General features: G+C 51.7%; 11 protein-coding genes and 1 rRNA gene. 10 read left to right on the top strand and 2 right to left on the bottom strand.

The window, feature by feature from the left end:
• The first annotated feature begins 128 nt into the window (after window positions 1–128).
• The 3 genes from rrf to MFFC18_RS13270 all read left to right on the top strand — a co-directional run bounded on the left by rrf (window position 129) and on the right by MFFC18_RS13270 (window position 1,661).
• Window positions 129–236 (top strand): 5S ribosomal RNA (gene rrf, locus MFFC18_RS13260).
• 560 nt (window positions 237–796) lie between these two features.
• The gene (locus MFFC18_RS13265) at window positions 797–1,090 is read left to right on the top strand and encodes a transposase (RefSeq protein ID WP_157665170.1); all 294 of its coding nucleotides are present in this window, start codon (window positions 797–799) and stop codon (window positions 1,088–1,090) included.
• Window positions 1,091–1,106: 16 nt separating this feature from the next.
• Window positions 1,107–1,661, top strand: coding sequence for an IS3 family transposase (locus tag MFFC18_RS13270; protein WP_168211092.1), 555 nt, complete (start codon window positions 1,107–1,109; stop codon window positions 1,659–1,661).
• A gap of 71 nt (window positions 1,662–1,732) precedes the next feature.
• Here MFFC18_RS13270 and MFFC18_RS13275 read toward each other — a convergent pair whose 3' ends face one another.
• Entirely contained in the window at window positions 1,733–3,247 is a 1,515-nt protein-coding gene (locus tag MFFC18_RS13275) for a sulfatase family protein (protein ID WP_238381332.1), read from the bottom strand.
• Window positions 3,248–3,496: 249 nt separating this feature from the next.
• Entirely contained in the window at window positions 3,497–4,297 is an 801-nt protein-coding gene (locus tag MFFC18_RS13280; protein WP_075086102.1) for a PEP-CTERM sorting domain-containing protein, read from the bottom strand.
• A gap of 359 nt (window positions 4,298–4,656) precedes the next feature.
• Here MFFC18_RS13280 and MFFC18_RS13285 point away from each other — a divergent pair, with 359 nt between their 5' ends.
• From MFFC18_RS13285 to rlmKL, 7 genes are all read left to right on the top strand, one after another.
• Window positions 4,657–7,230 (top strand): sulfatase-like hydrolase/transferase, encoded by a 2,574-nt coding sequence (locus MFFC18_RS13285; protein ID WP_168211093.1) that lies wholly within the window; start codon window positions 4,657–4,659, stop codon window positions 7,228–7,230.
• Window positions 7,231–7,528: 298 nt separating this feature from the next.
• Window positions 7,529–8,557 carry a DUF1559 domain-containing protein gene (locus MFFC18_RS13290; protein ID WP_075086100.1) on the top strand — a complete coding sequence of 343 codons (1,029 nt, stop codon included), beginning with the start codon at window positions 7,529–7,531 and terminating at the stop codon, window positions 8,555–8,557.
• Complete coding sequence (locus MFFC18_RS13295) at window positions 8,554–8,988, top strand: hypothetical protein (RefSeq protein ID WP_148618866.1); 435 nt, start codon at window positions 8,554–8,556, stop codon at window positions 8,986–8,988. The genes MFFC18_RS13290 and MFFC18_RS13295 overlap by 4 nt, the downstream gene beginning before the upstream one ends.
• 303 nt (window positions 8,989–9,291) lie before the next feature.
• On the top strand, window positions 9,292–10,023 hold the full coding sequence (locus MFFC18_RS13300) for a DUF3667 domain-containing protein (RefSeq protein WP_157665238.1): 732 nt from the start codon (window positions 9,292–9,294) through the stop codon (window positions 10,021–10,023).
• A 95-nt stretch (window positions 10,024–10,118) separates the two neighbouring features.
• Entirely contained in the window at window positions 10,119–11,633 is a 1,515-nt protein-coding gene (locus tag MFFC18_RS13305; protein WP_075086097.1) for a hypothetical protein, read from the top strand.
• Between the two features lie 197 nt (window positions 11,634–11,830).
• Window positions 11,831–15,538, top strand: coding sequence for an MSCRAMM family protein (locus tag MFFC18_RS13310; protein ID WP_075086096.1), 3,708 nt, complete (start codon window positions 11,831–11,833; stop codon window positions 15,536–15,538).
• Between the two features lie 144 nt (window positions 15,539–15,682).
• Window positions 15,683–18,058: a bifunctional 23S rRNA (guanine(2069)-N(7))-methyltransferase RlmK/23S rRNA (guanine(2445)-N(2))-methyltransferase RlmL gene (gene rlmKL, locus MFFC18_RS13315; RefSeq protein WP_075086130.1), complete on the top strand. Its 2,376-nt coding sequence runs from the start codon at window positions 15,683–15,685 to the stop codon at window positions 18,056–18,058.
• Window positions 18,059–18,172 lie beyond the last annotated feature (114 nt).

Below are 18,172 nucleotides of genomic sequence, written 5' to 3' on the forward strand. Positions count from 1 at the left end.
AGGGTAATGCGACGCAAGTCGTGACGCATCATTTGCCGTCTACAACACAAACAAACAAATTGACAAGCTGGACTCCCGTCCAGTTACGGATCAAGGTCACGCCGGGTGAATAAGTCGGCGTGATCTCTTCCGGCGAACATATGAAAGTGGTCACACCTGTTCCCTTCCCGAACACAGAAGTTAAGCACTTTCAGCCGATGATAGTACTGCAAGTGCGAAAGTAGGTATTGCCGGATTTATTTATAAAAGCCCGTCTCGTGAGAACGAGACGGGCTTTTTTTGTATTGTATGTAGACTTATGTAATGAACGCGACCTATTGCCTTGATCTTCCCGTGAACTGCAAACCGCTGGATAGCGATGGCATACCCGCCCGATTGGTTTGAGGATAACTTAAGGCCTGAGTAAACATGGTGCAGCCGTTGATGCTCTGATTTTGAGCGGTAACAACTGTGCTACTCTGCGAGCCATAGATCAACTTTTCAAGCGCGAGTGGTCGGCCGGTCTTAGAATTCAGAATAGGATTTGAAATCTACCCACCGCGTGTCAGCGTGCTTCGAAGTTGACGGAAGGGTGTTACTTCGGGCGATTGCCGACCAAGTTGATTCGCGTAGCCCGCCCAAATATCAGACCAATGAAGGGTTCAACTCGCACAAAGATCTCCCCTGACAACACCGTGCAGTTGATTTCCTCAATGAAGACACCTCCTGGATCATTTCCCCGTGACTGTGGCCTGCTCCCCAAAGTTGTTCCATGTGAAATGAGAGTCTGCTGAGCCTAATTGGCAAGGAGACTTTTTTGACGAAGAAGAGACGAAAACGGCATACGCCGGAGCAGATCGTGAAGAAGCTTCGGGATGCCGATGCGATGCTTAACAGCGGCAAGGAACTTGCTGCTGTTTTGCAGGCCTTTGAGATTAGCGAGGCGACTTATCAACGCTGGCGGAACCAGTACGGCGGCATGAAGGCCAGTGAGGCGAAGCGGCTGAAGGAACTTGAGGACGAAAACCGCAAGCTGAAAGAGATCGTTGCTGTTAACAGCTTGACATCAAGATGCTCAAACATCTTCAAGAGGGAAACTGGTAAGCCCTGAGCGGAGACGCGCCGCGGTGAACGAATTGCAAAGCACGTTCGCCGTTTCTCAGCGCAGGGCCTGTCGAGCGGTCGACCAACCGCGGCAAACGCAACGCTACCAAGCGAAAGTTCGCGACGACGAACCAGCCTTGGTGGAAGACATCCTGAAACTCGTAGGTGAGTACCCTCGCTACGGATACCGTTTGATCTGTGGCAAGCTTCGTCAGCTTGGCTGGACGATCAATCCGAAACGAGTGTATCGAATCTGGAAACAGGAAGGACTGAAAGTACCCGTGAAAAAGCGAAAGAAACGCCGCCTCGGCAACAAAAACAATTCGGCCCAACGGCATGCAGCGGAACACATCAATCACGTCTGGAGCTGGGATTTCATCTTCGACCGCACCGCTTCGGGTAAGCAACTCAAATGGCTGGTGATTATCGACGAGTTCACCCGCGAGAATCTTTGTCTGGAAATAGGCTACGGCTTCAAAAGTGAAGATGTGATTGACTGCCTCGTCGCGCTCTCCGCTGAGCGTGGCAGACCCGGGGCCATCCGAAATCCGTCCCTATCTCCCACTGATCACTGGTAAAAAACAGCGTCGACCTCTACCCAAGGAACATGGGCCCCCGACAAATCGCACAATTGATACTTCGAGGCGAACTATTCTTCCTGATCCCTGCCAGATTTCCATAGTTGAATTTCATCCGTATCGTTGGGTGAAAAAGGACCGGGAGTCGTGCGACCGTTGGCCACATCCCTTTCGAGCATGGCAAGAAGTCTTGCAGCGATATCAGGTCGGGATTCATAGACGTTCCGTGACTCATCCTGATCGGATCGCATATCATAGAGTTGAGCCTCTGGCTGATCTTTCGAATTGTTTTCATTCGGACCACTCCACCCGCCCGAACCTCGAGCCAGTACCAGTTTCCATTCGGGAGTCCGATAGGCGAAATGGCCATTGATGGCATGATGGACAATTCCATCCCGTTTGGATTCGAACTCTTCTCCCATCATCGCGGCAAGAAAACTGACGCTGTCCTCGCAACTCTTGGCTGGTGGCTTCAAGCTCAGACAATCCGCGACCGTTGCAAAAATGTCCGTCAACCCAACCAGTTCGCCGCAACGTGAGTCGTCTTCCACAACTCCAGGCCAACGAATCACCAAGGGTACGCGATGTCCTCCATCCCAAATGTCAGATTTGGACCCGCGAAACCCAGCACTAACCGAGTGCCCCTGTTTGGCGAGTTGACCAATTTTCGCTTGTCTTGAGCAACCGTTGTCGCTGCTGAAAATTACAATCGTGTTGTCTCTAAATCCGCGTGCATCAAGCTGTTTCAACACCGTACCGATCACATGATCCGTTTGCATCACAAAATCGGCGTAAGCACCCAATCCACTGGCTCCCTGCCACGCTTTGGTGGGCACGATCGGAGTGTGCGGCGAGCCCAACGGTAAAAACAGGAAAAAAGGCTGATCTGATTCTGCTTGTTGGTTGATAAATTCGACCGCTTTCGACTCCAACGTAGGCAGAAAACTGATGACGTCCTCATGACGCACAACGGTATCCTGCTCAATGATTGCCTTCATGCTCCTCGCGTGATGGATTCCAAAAAAGACATCAAACCCACGCGAGATAGGACCATCGGGAGACGTTGAATTGACGGGCGGAGTATATTTGAATTTCTTGCCAACAAGTTCAATCCCGGGATTCTGGGGATCCGTGAACTTCATATTCAAGTGCCATTTGCCGAGCAGCGCAGTCCTGTACCCGTTATCTCCGAGAAAATTTCCAATCGTTGGCCGATCGGGAGCAATGAGGCAGTCCTCAAAACCTTGAGCGACTCCGTTTTGAAGTTTTGTTCGCCAAGCGTACCGTCCCGTGAGCAGACCATATCGGGTCGGGGTACAGACAGAGGATCCAGAATGGGCGTCAGTGAAGGACATTCCTTCTTTCGCCAACTGGTCAATGAAAGGAGTCTTGATTTTTCCGTTTTCAGGATTGAAGCATTGGACATCACCGATGCCAAGATCATCGCAAAGAATTAGAACGACGTTCGGTTTCTGAACGTCCAGTGTCCTGGAAGGCCCCAAAGCCTCATTGCTCGATCCACACGTCACCGCGACCATTACGGAAAGCGAAATAAGAAAAGCAAAAATTGCTGACTGTCGGGTCATCGGCGTTCTATTCTATTGGTCACAAATCAACCCCGGAGATAAAACGCGCCACAACACCAAATCCTGACTTCACGGTCTTCCTTCTCTGTCGTGTTGATGGCACATTTGAGGCCAGAACCAGTCTAGCAGTCCTGACAACCTGGATTCAGGGGTGGGCAAATTCGATCCCAAAAAAAGCCGCGATGAGTCTTCTCACCACGGCTCCCAAGTTAACTTTTTGACGCGTCTCGGCTTTGACCAAAACTACGCTTATCGACGACGTCGCATGAAAGCGGCAATGCCGAACATCCCCATCAACACGACGCTACTTGGCTCAGGAACGGCCTCTGTGAAAAATGTAATGTTTGTAAGTGAGCTCGCCGCGTTTACTGCGTTGTCGTTTGATAGAAAATTAAAACGACCGTTACCGTTACCCCCGTCTTCGGCGGTCAACGCAAGCCCGGCCAAACCGTTGTCGATCCAGCCCTGTGCTGTTGCGGCATCGATGGTGAACGTAATATTGGTTGGCGCAGGAGTCCCGAAGCCAGCTTGTGAACCGATTTCAGAAAAAGCACCCAAAACGTTAGCAACATCGGTGCCAGAGCTGTCAACCCAGCTAATGTTTGATGCGGGATCATTGAATTCAGCTCGGTGAAGGAAACTCACTGATCCGTCCGTTGCCGGCGTGTCAGCGCCCGTGATGGTGTCAGATCCAGGATCCCAACCCGCGTTTCCAATCGCGATTTCGTGCAATCGGATCGTATCTTCAGCAGAACCAACGTTCCCCGGTTGTCCGTTGGCAACTGCAATCGTGACTTCCGCACCGGTCGTTGTTATTCCGCTCGCGGAGTTAACGTCGAAAAAGTACAGCATAAAATTGTCGACTCCGCCGGAGTTGACGCCAATCAATGCGCCAGTAGCTGTATTGCCGCCATTGTTGTCATTCCGAAGCGTGTCCGGAGTTGAGATAAGACGAGCGTCATGATCCCAAGCAACAATTTCGTCGCCATAAGATTCTGCCGTGAGCATAAACATCAAAGCGATGCATGTGACATTTGCGATAAATTTCATTGAAAATCCTGAAGCAGAGGTGAAAGTGGAAAGCTGAACCCCGCGAAGGGGTCTTATGATAATATATGCAAACGGTTTCACCGCCAAGCTTTTAGCGTGGCGGATGTGCTTTTTTCCGCAACTCACCAACCAACGGATGTCGCCTGCTGGGACTAACTGCGTGAAATTTTGAACTCTGTGATCCCGAATTTTTAATGGTATTGAACCAACTAAGGACAAGTCCTACTGATTGACGTCCTTTAAGAGCAACCTTTCCAACATTACTGCTTTTACTTCACACAGCGCTTCAGATTCAATCTGGCGATCTCGCCCCTTTTCCCTTTATCCCTTCTAGCGTACTTAAATAAATGAGCTCCAACATGCAACTGTGTCTGCTACGCGTTGGCCAATTCATCATAGCCCTGACGCTATTTGCGTTCGTCTCGGAATGTGAAAACGAATCGCAGGCACAAGAAACTCGCCCCAACGTAATTTTGATGATGGCCGACGACATGGGTTGGGGCGATGTGTCGTTTTCCGTTCGCCTTGGCGAAGACCTTTCTGGCACCGACATCAACTACGGTGGCACACCGCATTGGAGCATGCCCCACCTTGAGACGATGGCCTCCAATGGTTTGAAGTTCAGCAGGATGTACAGTCAGCACACGGTTTGCAGTCCAACCCGTGCGAGCGTTTTGACCGGTCGTGCTCCCCAGCGACAAAGCATCACGTTTGCGAACACCGGAAAAATGCAAAACCGTGAAATTACCGTCGGCGAGTATGCTAAATCATTGGGTTACACGACGGGGCTGTTTGGAAAATGGCACTTGGGTTCATTGACTCGTGATGTCAGTGACGCCAATCGCGGCGGTCCGGGTTCGTTTAGTGTTTACTCGACGCCATTGAACAACGGATTTGACGTGGAGTACGTCACAGAATCCAAAGTTTCAACTTACAACCCAACGACAAGTGGGATGACAACAACGACCCGCTATTGGACAGGTCCCGGACAATCCGTACCGCTAAATTCTCCGAACATGCAGGGCGACGACAGCGCAATCATCGCTCGCGAAACAAACGACTTCATCACCAACGCTGTTAATGACAGTCAACCTTTCCTTGCAATTGTCTGGTTCCATACACCCCACAAACCGGTCAATGATCCCAACGGAAATCGTGACAACATCGCAGCGTACACCTATGCGATGCAGGATCTCGACTCAGCCATCGGCCAGATTCGAACTCATGTTGAGTCGCTCGGAATCGCCAATGATACGATCCTGATGTTCACCTCAGACAACGGCGCCGAAGACGGGCAAAATTACAATCCGGCAGGACTTCGAAACAACAAACGGGAACTGCATGAGGGTGGTGTTCGCGTTCCCGGAATCATCGAATGGCCCAATACGATCTCAGCGGGAACCACTCATACGCCGATGGTGACATCGGACTATCTGCCAACACTGCTGGATATATGGGAAATCGAACCGGTCGATAGTCGTCCAATCGATGGCGTCAGCATGGCGAATACGATCTTCCTTGATCGGGATGCAACGCGAGATCAATCGATCGTTTTCAAATCGACCAATGGACATCAATCGGTCATTGGAGTCGACGGTCGGTACAAATTGATCTCGACCAACAACGGAGACAACTGGGAGCTCTACGACCTGGTTCTGGACTTTGGAGAACAAAATGCTGTGGCAAATTCAGCATCGATTGGTTCTGCCGACGTGGCAACACAGACGATCTTCAACAGTCTATTGAACGACTACAGTCTATGGGAGACCTCCGTCGCGGCCAGCTCGCAAAGTGAATTCACAGGCGACTACAGCAACCGCGTTGCGTCGAATTTCGGAGGCACTGTCAGTGTTGAGCCTCCTGAGAATCTTGGTAACGGAAATGTTGCGACGGGCGGAACACCAATTCTGTACCTCGAGCGACAACATGCAACTTTACGGGCCGACGTCGAAGTTAACTCTTTGGGTGAAGAGGGCACGTATTCGATCGGCGACTCTGGCATGCTCGGGGAAGGATTGGTTGTCAACAGCTACCTGATGCACTTCAACCCGACCAGTTCCAATCAGGTGAATGCAACTGCCAAATTCACTTTTGAAGACAAAATCGCCGGAGTGATCGGAGGCTACGACCTATTGGTCGCCACGGACGAATTAAGTTACGCTGACCCAAACTTTGAATCTTCACTCAATCGGCGAATGGATACTGCTGACGGATGGGAAATTCTTGACGACGGCTACACAATTGAGTTCGATTTGCGTGCAACGAACTTTGTTGACGAGGCTCGCATTTTGACCGCTTCGTCACTGAACCAGGTGCCTGATCCAATTACGATTGAAACCGTTATCGGCGATGGCGTTGTTCAACGTTCAATGGTGACCAGCGTCAACGTGATGTTTAGCGCGGCAGTCAGTATCGGCCCCGAAGCCTTTGAACTTGAGAAACGAGGTACTGACGGCGGTGACGTCGAGTTGAGCTCAGCGATTGACAATTCCGGTCAGGGTCCGAGCGTAGTCCTCACATTCTCTGGTCCGTTCGCCGAAGCTTCTGGATCTCTGATTGACGGTAACTATCAATTGACGGTCCATGGAGACCAGATTACTGACGGTCAAGGCGTCGCACTCGACGTCGATGGAGACGGCAATCCTGGCGGAGTGCTTGTGATTGGCGATGAAGAATCCGAAGCATTCTTTCGTCTATTTGGTGACTCCGATCAGAATCGAATCGTTAATGTTGTCGACCTGTTGGGATTTCGCCAAGCCTACCAGTTGATGTCTGGTGATGCGTCTTTTGACGCCAGCTTTGATTCGAACGTAGACGAGACGATCGATATTTTTGACTTACTCCGCTTTCGGCAAAACTACCTGGAAACGATGCCGTTCAATGAGCCCCCACCCCCTCGTTCGTTTCGAAAAACTCCGGTTCGATCCAAATAGCAGTGTCAATCGACGATACCGTGACTCAGCACTCGCGAGTGGCTTGCAGATAATTGAACGACCGAACCCAAGGCAATCTGATGTTACATAAACATACTTGAAACCGTTTGCAACACGTGCTAAGGTCGAAAGTCCTGCCATGACACAATCTGTAAACTAAGGCTGCAAACCAGGATTTTTCTGGCAGCCATCAAACCTCGACCACAAATATTCACTGCAGTTTTAATACTTCCAGCGTCAGCTGTTCACTTGGAAAGAACACGACACTGCTGTCATCTATTCACTCATTGGAGCCCGAATGATTATTTCCCCCCCCGGTCGGGACAAGTCTCGATCTGCGTTCACGCTTGTTGAACTTCTGGTCGTTATTGCAATTATTGGAATCCTGATTGGCATGCTGCTTCCAGCCGTCCAACAGGTTCGCGAAGCCGCTCGCCGCACTCAGTGCATGAACAACATGAGGCAGCTTGGCCTCGCGTGCCTCAACTTCGAAAGTGCCCATATGGAATTTCCCTATGGTGCAAAAGGAGAACCCCTTTGGGATACCTCCTGGCTCGGCTTTACTTTGCCGTTCATGGAGCAAACCAACATGGGCAATAACCTGGATTACTCACAGAGCTTTCACCCCAACACCGGCAATGGGACGAATGACATGTGGCTCAGCGACGGCTATTTACCTCAGTACATGATTTGCCCGTCCAGTAATCTGCCAAAGGACAACACTGAGATTCCCGGATTTACCGGTCAGTTTGCACCGCCGAACCACACACGCGGTATGGGTCACTACGTCGGAATTGCCGGCGCCTACTACGAAGGTCTTGAAGATACGTCCAGCGAAGTCGTTTTGCTTAGCTTTCAAGATGAAGGATTTAACTCCTGCAACGGTGTTTTGTTTGCCAACTCCAAGATTGGATTTGGAGAAATCACCGACGGCAGCTCAAACGTATTGTTGATTAGCGAGCAAAGCGAGTACATCGAAGATGCTTCTACCGGAGAACTGCTCGACTATCGGAGTTGCCTGAAGTTCGGTTCGTTCATGGGTGCCAACCGAGCTGACGTTCCCCAACGACAGTCTTCATGGACTGAAATTAACAACGCCAGGTCGTACAACGTGACGACAGTTCGACACGCATTCAATCCTCCGTTTGTTCCGGGTGAGGGCATCACGGTTCGTGGTGGCCCGAACAACCCTCTGACCTCCGCTCACCCGGGCACAGGTGGAGCGGTTCGTTGTGATGGCAGTACACATTCTATGTCCGTTGACACTTCTGTTGATACTCTCCAGCAGATGGCGATGCGAGCAGACGGCTCGGTAGTTAGCGAATGAGTAATCGCCTATTGAGTCTCACCGCGGTTTTGACCGTGACCTGCTTCGGCGTTTTGTTGACAGCGGGTTGCGGCGTAGGCAGTGATGGCGCCTCGATTTCTGGTACCGTAGCCAGCAACGGGGTTCCGTTGCCTGCCGGACGTGTCGTATTTTCGTCTGATACAGCGACTTGTTCAGGTGAAATTGTGGACGGAAAGTACCAGCTTTTGCACAAGGGTTATCGCAAAATACCCCTGACCGAATACACAATAACTGTGTTTCCACCGGCCGACGACCTTGTCTACAATCCGGAAACCGGCGAAGAAGAGCCGGTCGCCGACAGATTGGACCCAAAATTGTTCCCAAAGCGGTATCAAAGAAAGGGAACTTCTGATTTGAAGTTTTCTCCTGAACCTGGGCACAATGAATATGAGATCGTGTTAGAGAAATAGCTGACCTTTGCCGCTGCCCTCCATGGTGCAGCGGCACGCGTCAGACGGGCTTGTCAGCAGTTCGTTCTAGACACTGTTTGACAAATCGATTTTCATGTCGTCAACGCGGCCAAACATGAGCGGCAAGGCGCTAGCCGCCGGTAAAAAGCGTAACGGACCGGCGGCTAGCGCCTTGCCGCTCACTTTTACCAAACAGTGCCTAGAATACGATTCTCACGGTCTTCTCTATTGCTTGTCCACATCGTCCCATAGGTGATGCTGGTGAAGTCGAGGCGGTCTGCTCCGCCTCTTTTCTTTGGTTCGATGATTCCTGACGATACAAAACCAAACCAATGCCTCAATTGCCAAGCCGATCTGGGTGGCGATTTTTGCAGTCAGTGCGGGCAAGCCAAAAGCGCTCGACTGCTCCCCGCGCGAGAATGGGCAAGCGAGTTCTTCGCAACCTTCCTGAAGCTGGACTCAAAGCTGCTGCGAACGACACAGCAAATTCTGTTTCAGCCAGGGCAGGCGACGGTGAGTTTTGGAAAAGGTCATCGTGTTGCTTTCAGCAGCCCGGCAAGAGTCTATATCATCGTCAGCGCTATTTCGATTGCAGTGATGAGTTTGCAAGGCGTCTTTTCCCAGCCGGTCGTGGTTCCAGGACTGGACGCCGCCGACGGCTTTCAAAGAAGAGTCCAGCTTCTGTTTCCGTTCGTCAACTTGCTTTCACCCTTCGTAACAGCAGGCATTCTGGCGATATGCCAGCCAAGGTTTTACTTTCAGCTTCACTTGGCGTTCTCGCTTCACCTATGGACTTTTCTTGTTGCTATCGGGACGCCGCTGGTTTTCATTCCGCCAACGAGCATTTGGAGCCTGGTTGCGTTGGCTGTTCTTTCCCTTATTACGACCGTCTATCTTTTTCTGGCTCACCGACGCGTGTACGTCATGCAGACGCCCAATCGAATCATCGTCTGCGGAATTGTGCTCGCCAGCGTTCCGATTGCCAGCTTTGTCTTCATCGCCATCCTTTTCGCAGCCGCGGCCTGGACATCGTAGACTAACGCAGAATTGGTCGGAACTCAGGACTAAATATGCCGTTCCCCAACTGACACAACGGTAGACGATCGAAATTCTTCTGCGATCATGCTTCAATGCATCAAAAACTTTCCATCGAATCAACCCCACGGACCGGCGACATCTCTGCGACGCGGAGTTGGTGTGTTGCGGCAGTCGGCATTATTGCGCTGGCAATCGTGGTCCGCCTTCTGTTGAATTTTCGACACGCGATGGCCCCCGGAATGGATGCGGCTTACTACCCGATGCAAACGCAGTGGCTAATCGAAAACGGCGAACTGCAGTTGTCGGCAACTCCGCTAACATTTTGGCTGCATGCCATTCTCACCAAAGTTATCATTGCTGTTTCCAGTTTGTCATTGAATAGTGCCGCAGCATTGTCGGCGAGATTGTTCGATTGCTTCATTCCCCCATTGATCGCGATACCGATCATGCGACTGGGTTTCCATTGGTCAGAAGGACGTCGCTCGGCCTTGTTGGTTTGTGTTGCAGCGGCTGCTCTGGTGGTTTTGTCACCGCCAATCATGCGAATGGCTGGCGATTTGCAAAAAAACACACTTGGCATGCTGTGGATGGGATTTGCAATCTGGGCGATGCGCAACTCGTTGGCAGCTCCCAAGGTTTGGTGGCGTTGGCTGATGCCATGTTTCATTTTCGTGCTGGCCGGACTTACGCACATTGGGGCTTTCGGAGCAACCGTGGCTGTACTGGCTGGATGTCTGTTTTGTTACGCGGTATTGGACAAAGAACTGTGGCAAACTCGCAAGATTGCGGCTTCGGTCGCCATGCTCTTACTCGGAGTCGCCATCTCGACCTTCTTGATCGCGTGGCTGACTCCATCGCAGTTTAGACGAATGGGTAGTTTGCTAAGTCAGATATTTGGCTTCTCCCCGACCGGACTGGCGATGTCTGCGATTATTTATCCGGTGTTGTTTTGGCTAATGCGAAAACTGATGTCATCAAAAACGTCGCTGCCCAAGGGTGACAAAGCGATCGCTCTTGGAACAGCCTTCGGCGTTGGATTGTTGATCGCGCCAATTTTCGATGGCGCTTTTGCCATGCGTTTTCAACTGATGGCAATCGTGCCAGCGGCGTTTCTTCTGGCCCTGTCCGCCACCGCGCTCGAGTGGGATCGCCATCAGACATGGCATCAAAAAGGCATCGTCGTTGTAGCGGGTTTGCTCGCACTGGCGTCGCTGTTTTCCACGCAAGGTCCCGTTATAACGCAAGAGGCGGCGACCGAATTGAAGCAGATCGCCACGACGTTATCCGATCCGTCGAATACGATCGTGGTGGCTCCTCATGGCATGGAGTTTTGGGCAGGGCATCTGATGAGTTGCCGAGTAAAACATACTTCCGCGCCGGATGACTTGAGCATCTATCGTCGCGTGCTGTTCCTACAGCCGACGGAAAAAACCAAAAGTCATGGAAGGCGACGAAGACCTCCTCCAAATCGCGACCGCTGGACGCCTCATCGGCCTGACGAACACGGTCCTTCACAACAACGAATGACGATCCCCAAAGACACTGCGAAAGTCTGGAGCGGTGAGTATTTCACGCTCTACGAATTGAATCATTCAGCTCACGAATAGCGTGGCAATGTCTGAAAAATGTGACTGTAATTTCTACTGTCGACAGTAAGAAAAGATGGAAGCAATTACTGCCCCAGTCCAAATGCACCCGCTTTTCTCCATATTTCAGGAGTGATCACCGGCGAAAAGGCTTTGGCACGGAGGCTGCCTAGTGATTGGAAGACTCAATTCCTCTCTTTTCACAATGGCCCCGCATCATGCCTTCCAAAAAACGGAAAAACCTGTTTTCTCGATGGACGAAATATTTTGATCACGAGGTCTCGCCGGATCGTCGCAAACGCACTCAACAGCGAATCGATGCTCAGTCTTACGCGAGCCTCGAACCGCGACAGGTTTTGACTTCTCCACTCCCGAGTTTCCCGGTCGACAGTGGACTGTTGTATCAGATTCACGGCGTCGAAGGTAATCAGGGCCAGCTATCTGAAATTGATCTAACATCTCGTGCACTGAACGACGTCGGTGACAATGCCGGATTCCAAATCAATGCAACAGCTTTTCGATCCGACGATGGATTCATTTACGGACTTCGACGTGATTCCAACGAACTAGTTCGTATTGGAGCCAACGGAGCAAGTGAAACGCTCGGAAACATTTCCGGATTCCCAAGCAGCGGATCGTACTCAGGTGATTTCGCTGAAGACGGTTTGCTTTATATGCGGAACGGTTCAAGCTTCTATGGCATCAACGTCGAAACGCTTTCCGTCGACAACGTCGTCACTGCAAATGAAAACGTGAGCCGGACTTACGACATCGCCTACAACCCGAAGACCGGATTGCACTATTCGATCCGCAAGGCAGGAACGCGATCCGAATTCATTTCGATTGACTTGCGATCCGGCGAAAACGAAGGCCAGGTTATCGTCATCAACGACAACCTCGAGCCTGCTGGAACGTACGGTGCACTGTTTTCGGACGCAAGCGGTCGAGTCGTTGCTGGCAACAATCGAGGCGGCCTTTATGAAATCGACCTTGAAACCGGTGCCGCAACATTCGCTGGCTACTCACCTCGAGCGTCTTCGAATGATGGAGCCTTCTCTGCATTGGGTAGCTTGAACTTGCCGCCCGTGGTCACCGACGCGTGGATGAGCATCCTCGAAAGTGACTCGCAGCGACAGATTCCGATCGAGACTCCGTATGACCTGGAAGGTCAAGAATTAAAGGTTACCGTTACGCGTTTACCAAGTATCGGCACAATCGTTGACGGCGCTGGAACCGAGATTGCTACGGGTCAGACGATGACTGTCGATCAGCTGACGAGCTTGACGTTCAAAACGCCTGACCAATTTGATTCTGCCGCTGATCCAGTTAGCTTCGAGTACGAAGTCTCGGACGGAAGCTTGACCAGCACCGGAAAAGTCGACATCAATTTTGCAGGCCTTTCGCGAGTTGAAGGCAGCGTTGTGGTCCTCGACAACAGCGAAGAAAGTTCTTACGCAGGCTACGTTTACAACAACGAGATCACACTGACCGGCGAAGATTTTCGTGGAAACCAAGTCAAGCAAACTGTGCTGACGGACGTCAACGGAAACTTCAGCTTTGAAGATCTGGCTCCAGGCAAGTATCAGATTCAGCAAGATCAGCCATACGTGGTTTTTGATAGTCATGTGGTTGCCGAAGCCGAAAACGTGACTCTGGGCGAGAACCTTGTTTCGGGTTTGATTGTGAGCGAAATGCCTCAGTCGATTTCGGGCATTACTTTCTACGAACATGCTCCGTCCTTGATCTCTGGTTTCACATACGTCGATGCCGACGGGAATGGGTCCGTTGGTTTCACCGAAACCGGTGTGGCTGCAGTAGCGATCAAGCTTGAAGGAAAGAATTTTGAAGGTGCCAAGGTCGAGCTGAAAACGACGACTGACTCGTATGGATTTTACGAGTTTCGCGGTTTGGCTTCGGGAACTTACACCGTGACGCAATCTCAACCCAATGACTACATCAGTGGCGAAAGCAACGCTGGTGAGTACGGTGGCAAGACTGCCGACAATATGATTGCCAGCATCGAACTCGGCAGCGGCGAGAAGGGACTGGGGTACAACTTCGGCGAATACGAAAACAGCTCACTTTCTGGTTCCGTGTTCATCGACAACGACCTCGACGCCGCCAACGACATGGGCGACACGCCACTCGAGGGCGTGACGGTTCGGCTGAGCGGAACGGATTTTCGAGGAATCGAGGTCAGTGAAGTGACGACGACAGATGCAAACGGCAACTATCGCTTCGACAGACTTCTTGCGGGAACCTACAGCCTTACCCAAGATCAACCCGAGGGGCTTGAAGAGGGCTTCAGTCACGTTGGAATCTTCAACGATGACGAGACTGTTCTATCGACCAACGGAACACGCAGCAAGAACCGGATCGACGGCATCGAAGTCGGATTTGGTCGCGACGGACGAAGCTTCGATTTCTCAGAACGGACCGACTACAATTTCGTTGGCGAATTCGAACAGACGATCGTCTTTACAGGCACCGACGAATCCGACGTGTTCGTCTTCAACGCCGGCACGACCCATCACTACGCTGAACTCAACGGCGAGTCGCACTACATCGACGCCTCGAAAAACACAAACATTGTGTTCGAAGGAAAGCTTGGCGACGACCGGGTTTACATGACGGGTTCGACGAAAGTCGAGCGGGTGATCACGACTGAAACTTCTGCGGTGATGCGGAGCGAGACGTTTCGTGTGCAAGCCATCGATACATCATGGTTCGTGATTGACTCCGGCGGCGGATTCGACAAAGTCATCATGTACGATACGCCGGAAGTCGATCGCATCAAAATGACTCAGGACTACTCTCGACTGTGGAATTCAGAAGGCTATTTTGCGGAAACGCGCGGTTACCATCGTTCGTACTTCTTTGCCGACAACGGCGGTGACGATCGAGCCTACCTCTACGATTCCAAGTACGAAGACACGATCAAGATGACGCCTTCGAACGCCAGAATGATCAGCCGCAAATACTACAGCTTTGCTCGGAACGTGGAGCGAGTTTACGCTTACTCAGTCAATGGAGGCTCTGATCGGTCTCAATTCTGGGACTCACATCAGGATCAGGACGTTTTCCAAGCCAAGCCTGAGTACGCGAGAATGTACAACGACGGTTTCTACAACATCGCTCAGGGATTCGCGCAATCGGATGCGTTCGCTCACAATACCGGCGAGAATGATCGTGCCTACCTGTTCGGTTCCGAAGGCGATGACATGCTCGTTAGCAGCCCGGCCAAAACCGGGATCACGGGCGAAGGATTCGCGATCGATGTTCATGGATTCGAGCGGACCTACGGCATCAGCAACGGTGGAAACGACAGGGCTCTATTGATCGATTCAAAAATGGACGATCGATTCGTCGCTCGGCCTGATGAAGCGACGCTCTACAATGAGGACTACTTCCTCAAAGCCAGCGGGTTCGCGAAAGTGGATGCGTGGTCGTCGCAGGGCGGCAACGACAGAGCTTACTTCTACGACTCTGCGGGCGACGAAACATTAGTCGCACTGGACAATGAAGTTCGCATGTACGGGGAACGCTTCGACAACAATAGCCACGGATTCGCCAGAGCCTACTCTCACTCGACCGCGGGTGGCAACGATTCTGCGATTCTTTTTGATACCGCTCAGGCGGACACGATCAAACTGGGTGACGACGTTTCTAAAATGTATGGTGAGACATACTACACGTGGCTGAATCAGTTTGAGAACGTCAAGACCAAGTTCACGAGCGCGAACCGCCACGACCGAGCCATCGTGTTTGGCTCGATCGACACTGATGCTTTGGCGGCGTCGGGAGAACTCGGCGAGCTGATTCAGGATCACGCGATGGACTTCATTTACGATCCGAACGCTGATGCGTCTGGCGATAGCGACGATTCCGATCTGGCAGCAATCTTCGCTGAACTGACTGGCGCGTAAGGAGTACGCAATTGGAATTTAGCGGCCTCGCGAGCATGATTCGCGAGGCTTTTTTTGTTGGGCAACTATGGTAGGTTCATGTCCGAGGGACGTTCTGCGCTCGTTTGCGAACCGACCGATGCCACTGAACTGACTCTGCCATTCATGTCCGACCCAACCAAAACTCTGACGCTTGTCGCCGCTTGCGCGTTCGGACTCGAAGCCATCGTAAAACGTGAGCTGATTGCGATGGGCTACGATGCTCGGGGATCGCAACCGGGACGAGTCGAGTTTCATGGCAACTGGAGCGACGTTTGCAAAACGAACCAGTGGCTCAGGACGGCCGATCGGGTTTTGGTGAAAGTCATCGAGTTCGATTCTGCGGACTTTGACTCGTTGTTCGAGACGGTTCGTGATCACGACTGGTCGTCCACGATTCCGGTCGATGCGCAGTTCCCGGTAACTGGTCGATCGAGGCTTTCTCAGCTCTCCAGCGTTCCCGCAGTGCAGCGAACGGTCAAGAAAGCTATCGTTGAAAGTCTTCAGCGCGAACACAATACCAATGAGCTTCCAGAAACCGGAGCGGTTTACAAAATCGATGTCGCGTTGCTGAACGACACAGCCACGTTGACGCTCGATACAACTGGCGACAGCTTGCACAAACGCGGATATCGAAAGCTGACGGGCAGGGCACCGATCAAGGAAACCCTGGCGGCGGCTTTGGTTGATTTGAGTGTTTGGAAGCCGGAACGCATGTTGGTTGATCCGTTTTGCGGCACGGGAACGATCCCGATCGAAGCCGCGATGATTGGCATGAATATCGCCCCGGGGCTCAATCGAAAGTTTTCCTGTTCGGACTGGCCGCAGCTACCGGCAGAGATGTGGCAGGAATCGATCGATGATGCCAAATCAAAAATTCGGCGCGATGTTGATCTGCAGATCATCGGGTCCGACATCGATGAAGATGCACTTGAGATGGCGATGTACCACGCTCGCCAGGCTGGCGTCGACAATCAAATTCATTTTCGCAAGAAACGGTTTGAGGAATTTTCCAGCCAACAGAAATACGGCTGTATCGTCACCAATCCACCTTATGGCGAACGACTGCAGGACATTCGCGAAGTCCAAACGCTGTACGAAAGCTTTCCTGCTGTATTGCAGAAACTGGAAACGTGGTCGTTGTTTGTGATCACTAACGTTCTCGCAGTCGAGAAGATTTTTCAGAAGAGCGCAACGCGTCGACGAAAGCTGTTCAACGGTCGCATTGAATGCACTTACTATCAGTATCTGGGGCCGCGACCACCGAAGGGGTACTTTGATGACGACTACATCGAACCGGATAATGCCCACCACCAGTCGCCGGAACCATTTGAAAAAGTGACCCCAATCGTAACGACCTTGCCAGCGTCAGAAACCGTTTGCGATACAAATGAATCCACGGCCAACACTGGCGAACGCGAAGAGTCCAGCGGTGCAGAGCTCAACGTCGAGCAGTCTGTCAATGTTTGGGAGGCGGCGAAACAAAAGCGGACTGCCAAGTCAAAGCCGAAACCGGAAGTCGCTCCTCTCTTTGGCGGATTGCAGGCGAAAGATCACGAACAGGCCGATCTGTTTCGCAGTCGACTGGTGAAACGTGCTCGTCACCTTCGCCGATGGCCGACCAAACGGGGCATCACTTGCTTCCGACTTTACGAGCGGGACATTCCAGAAATTCCTCTGGTCGTCGATCGCTATGAAAACCACTTGCACATCACCGAATACGAACGCCCGCACGAACGCGACTTGGGGCGGCACGCGTCGTGGTTGGAACTGATGCGAACGACCGCGGCAGAAGCCTTGGGCATCGATCCAGAAAACGCGCATCTGAAATCCAGAAACCATGACTCGCGACAATACGAAAAAGTTGACAACCAGCAAGGTCGAATCGAAGTCCAAGAGGCCGGTTTAACGTTTCTTGTGAACCTGACCGACTATGTCGACACCGGCCTGTTCCTGGATCATCGAACCACGCGACTGATGGTGCATAGTGAAGCCAACGGAACTCGATTTCTGAACCTGTTTGCCTATACAGGTTCGTTTACAGTTTTCGCCGCCGATGCCGACGCAGATTCGACTGTCACAGTTGACCTGTCCAAGAACTATTTGCAGTGGGCCGAAGACAATCTGAAAGCAAACAAATTGGCTGGCCCAGAACACAAGTTCGTTGCAATGGACTGTATGGAGTACCTGAAGCGATGCGTTTCCAAAAAGAAGAAATTTGACCTGATCGTTGTCGATCCACCAACCTATTCGAACAGCAAACGTACCGACGATGACTGGGACGTGCAGCAGCGGCATGTCGAGATGCTGAACATGATCGCTCAAATCCTGACTCCCGGAGGCGTCGTCTTTTTTTCCACGAACTTCAGACGGTTCAAGTTTCAGGAAGAACTACTCGTTGGCTTCAATGAGATCCTTGAGATTAGCAAGCAAACCGTTCCGGACGACTTTCGCAACAAGCGGATCCATCGTTGCTGGCGGATGGAGAAAGCAAGTTCTTAATCCGGCCAATAGCGGGGCAAACCGCGGCGGTTCTTACGTCGCGGTGTGGCGAATGCAGAGACTGATCATCCACAAATGTTTCACTTGGCGAGTCAGCGCCGCTTCGGGTTTTGA

This window comes from Mariniblastus fucicola (genome assembly GCF_008087665.1).
Classification (GTDB): domain Bacteria; phylum Planctomycetota; class Planctomycetia; order Pirellulales; family Pirellulaceae; genus Mariniblastus; species Mariniblastus fucicola.

Excerpts from the sequence above, each read along its gene's own strand:
- MFFC18_RS13275 (WP_238381332.1), bottom strand. The coding sequence starts at position 3,247 with ATGACCCGACAGTCAGCAATTTTTGCTTTTCTTATTTCGCTTTCCGTA.
- MFFC18_RS13280 (WP_075086102.1), bottom strand. The coding sequence starts at position 4,297 with ATGAAATTTATCGCAAATGTCACATGCATCGCTTTGATGTTTATGCTC.
- MFFC18_RS13285 (WP_168211093.1), top strand. The coding sequence starts at position 4,657 with ATGCAACTGTGTCTGCTACGCGTTGGCCAATTCATCATAGCCCTGACG.
- MFFC18_RS13290 (WP_075086100.1), top strand. The coding sequence starts at position 7,529 with ATGATTATTTCCCCCCCCGGTCGGGACAAGTCTCGATCTGCGTTCACG.
- MFFC18_RS13295 (WP_148618866.1), top strand. The coding sequence starts at position 8,554 with ATGAGTAATCGCCTATTGAGTCTCACCGCGGTTTTGACCGTGACCTGC.
- MFFC18_RS13300 (WP_157665238.1), top strand. The coding sequence starts at position 9,292 with ATGATTCCTGACGATACAAAACCAAACCAATGCCTCAATTGCCAAGCC.
- MFFC18_RS13305 (WP_075086097.1), top strand. The coding sequence starts at position 10,119 with ATGCATCAAAAACTTTCCATCGAATCAACCCCACGGACCGGCGACATC.
- MFFC18_RS13310 (WP_075086096.1), top strand. The coding sequence starts at position 11,831 with ATGCCTTCCAAAAAACGGAAAAACCTGTTTTCTCGATGGACGAAATAT.
- rlmKL (WP_075086130.1), top strand. The coding sequence starts at position 15,683 with ATGTCCGACCCAACCAAAACTCTGACGCTTGTCGCCGCTTGCGCGTTC.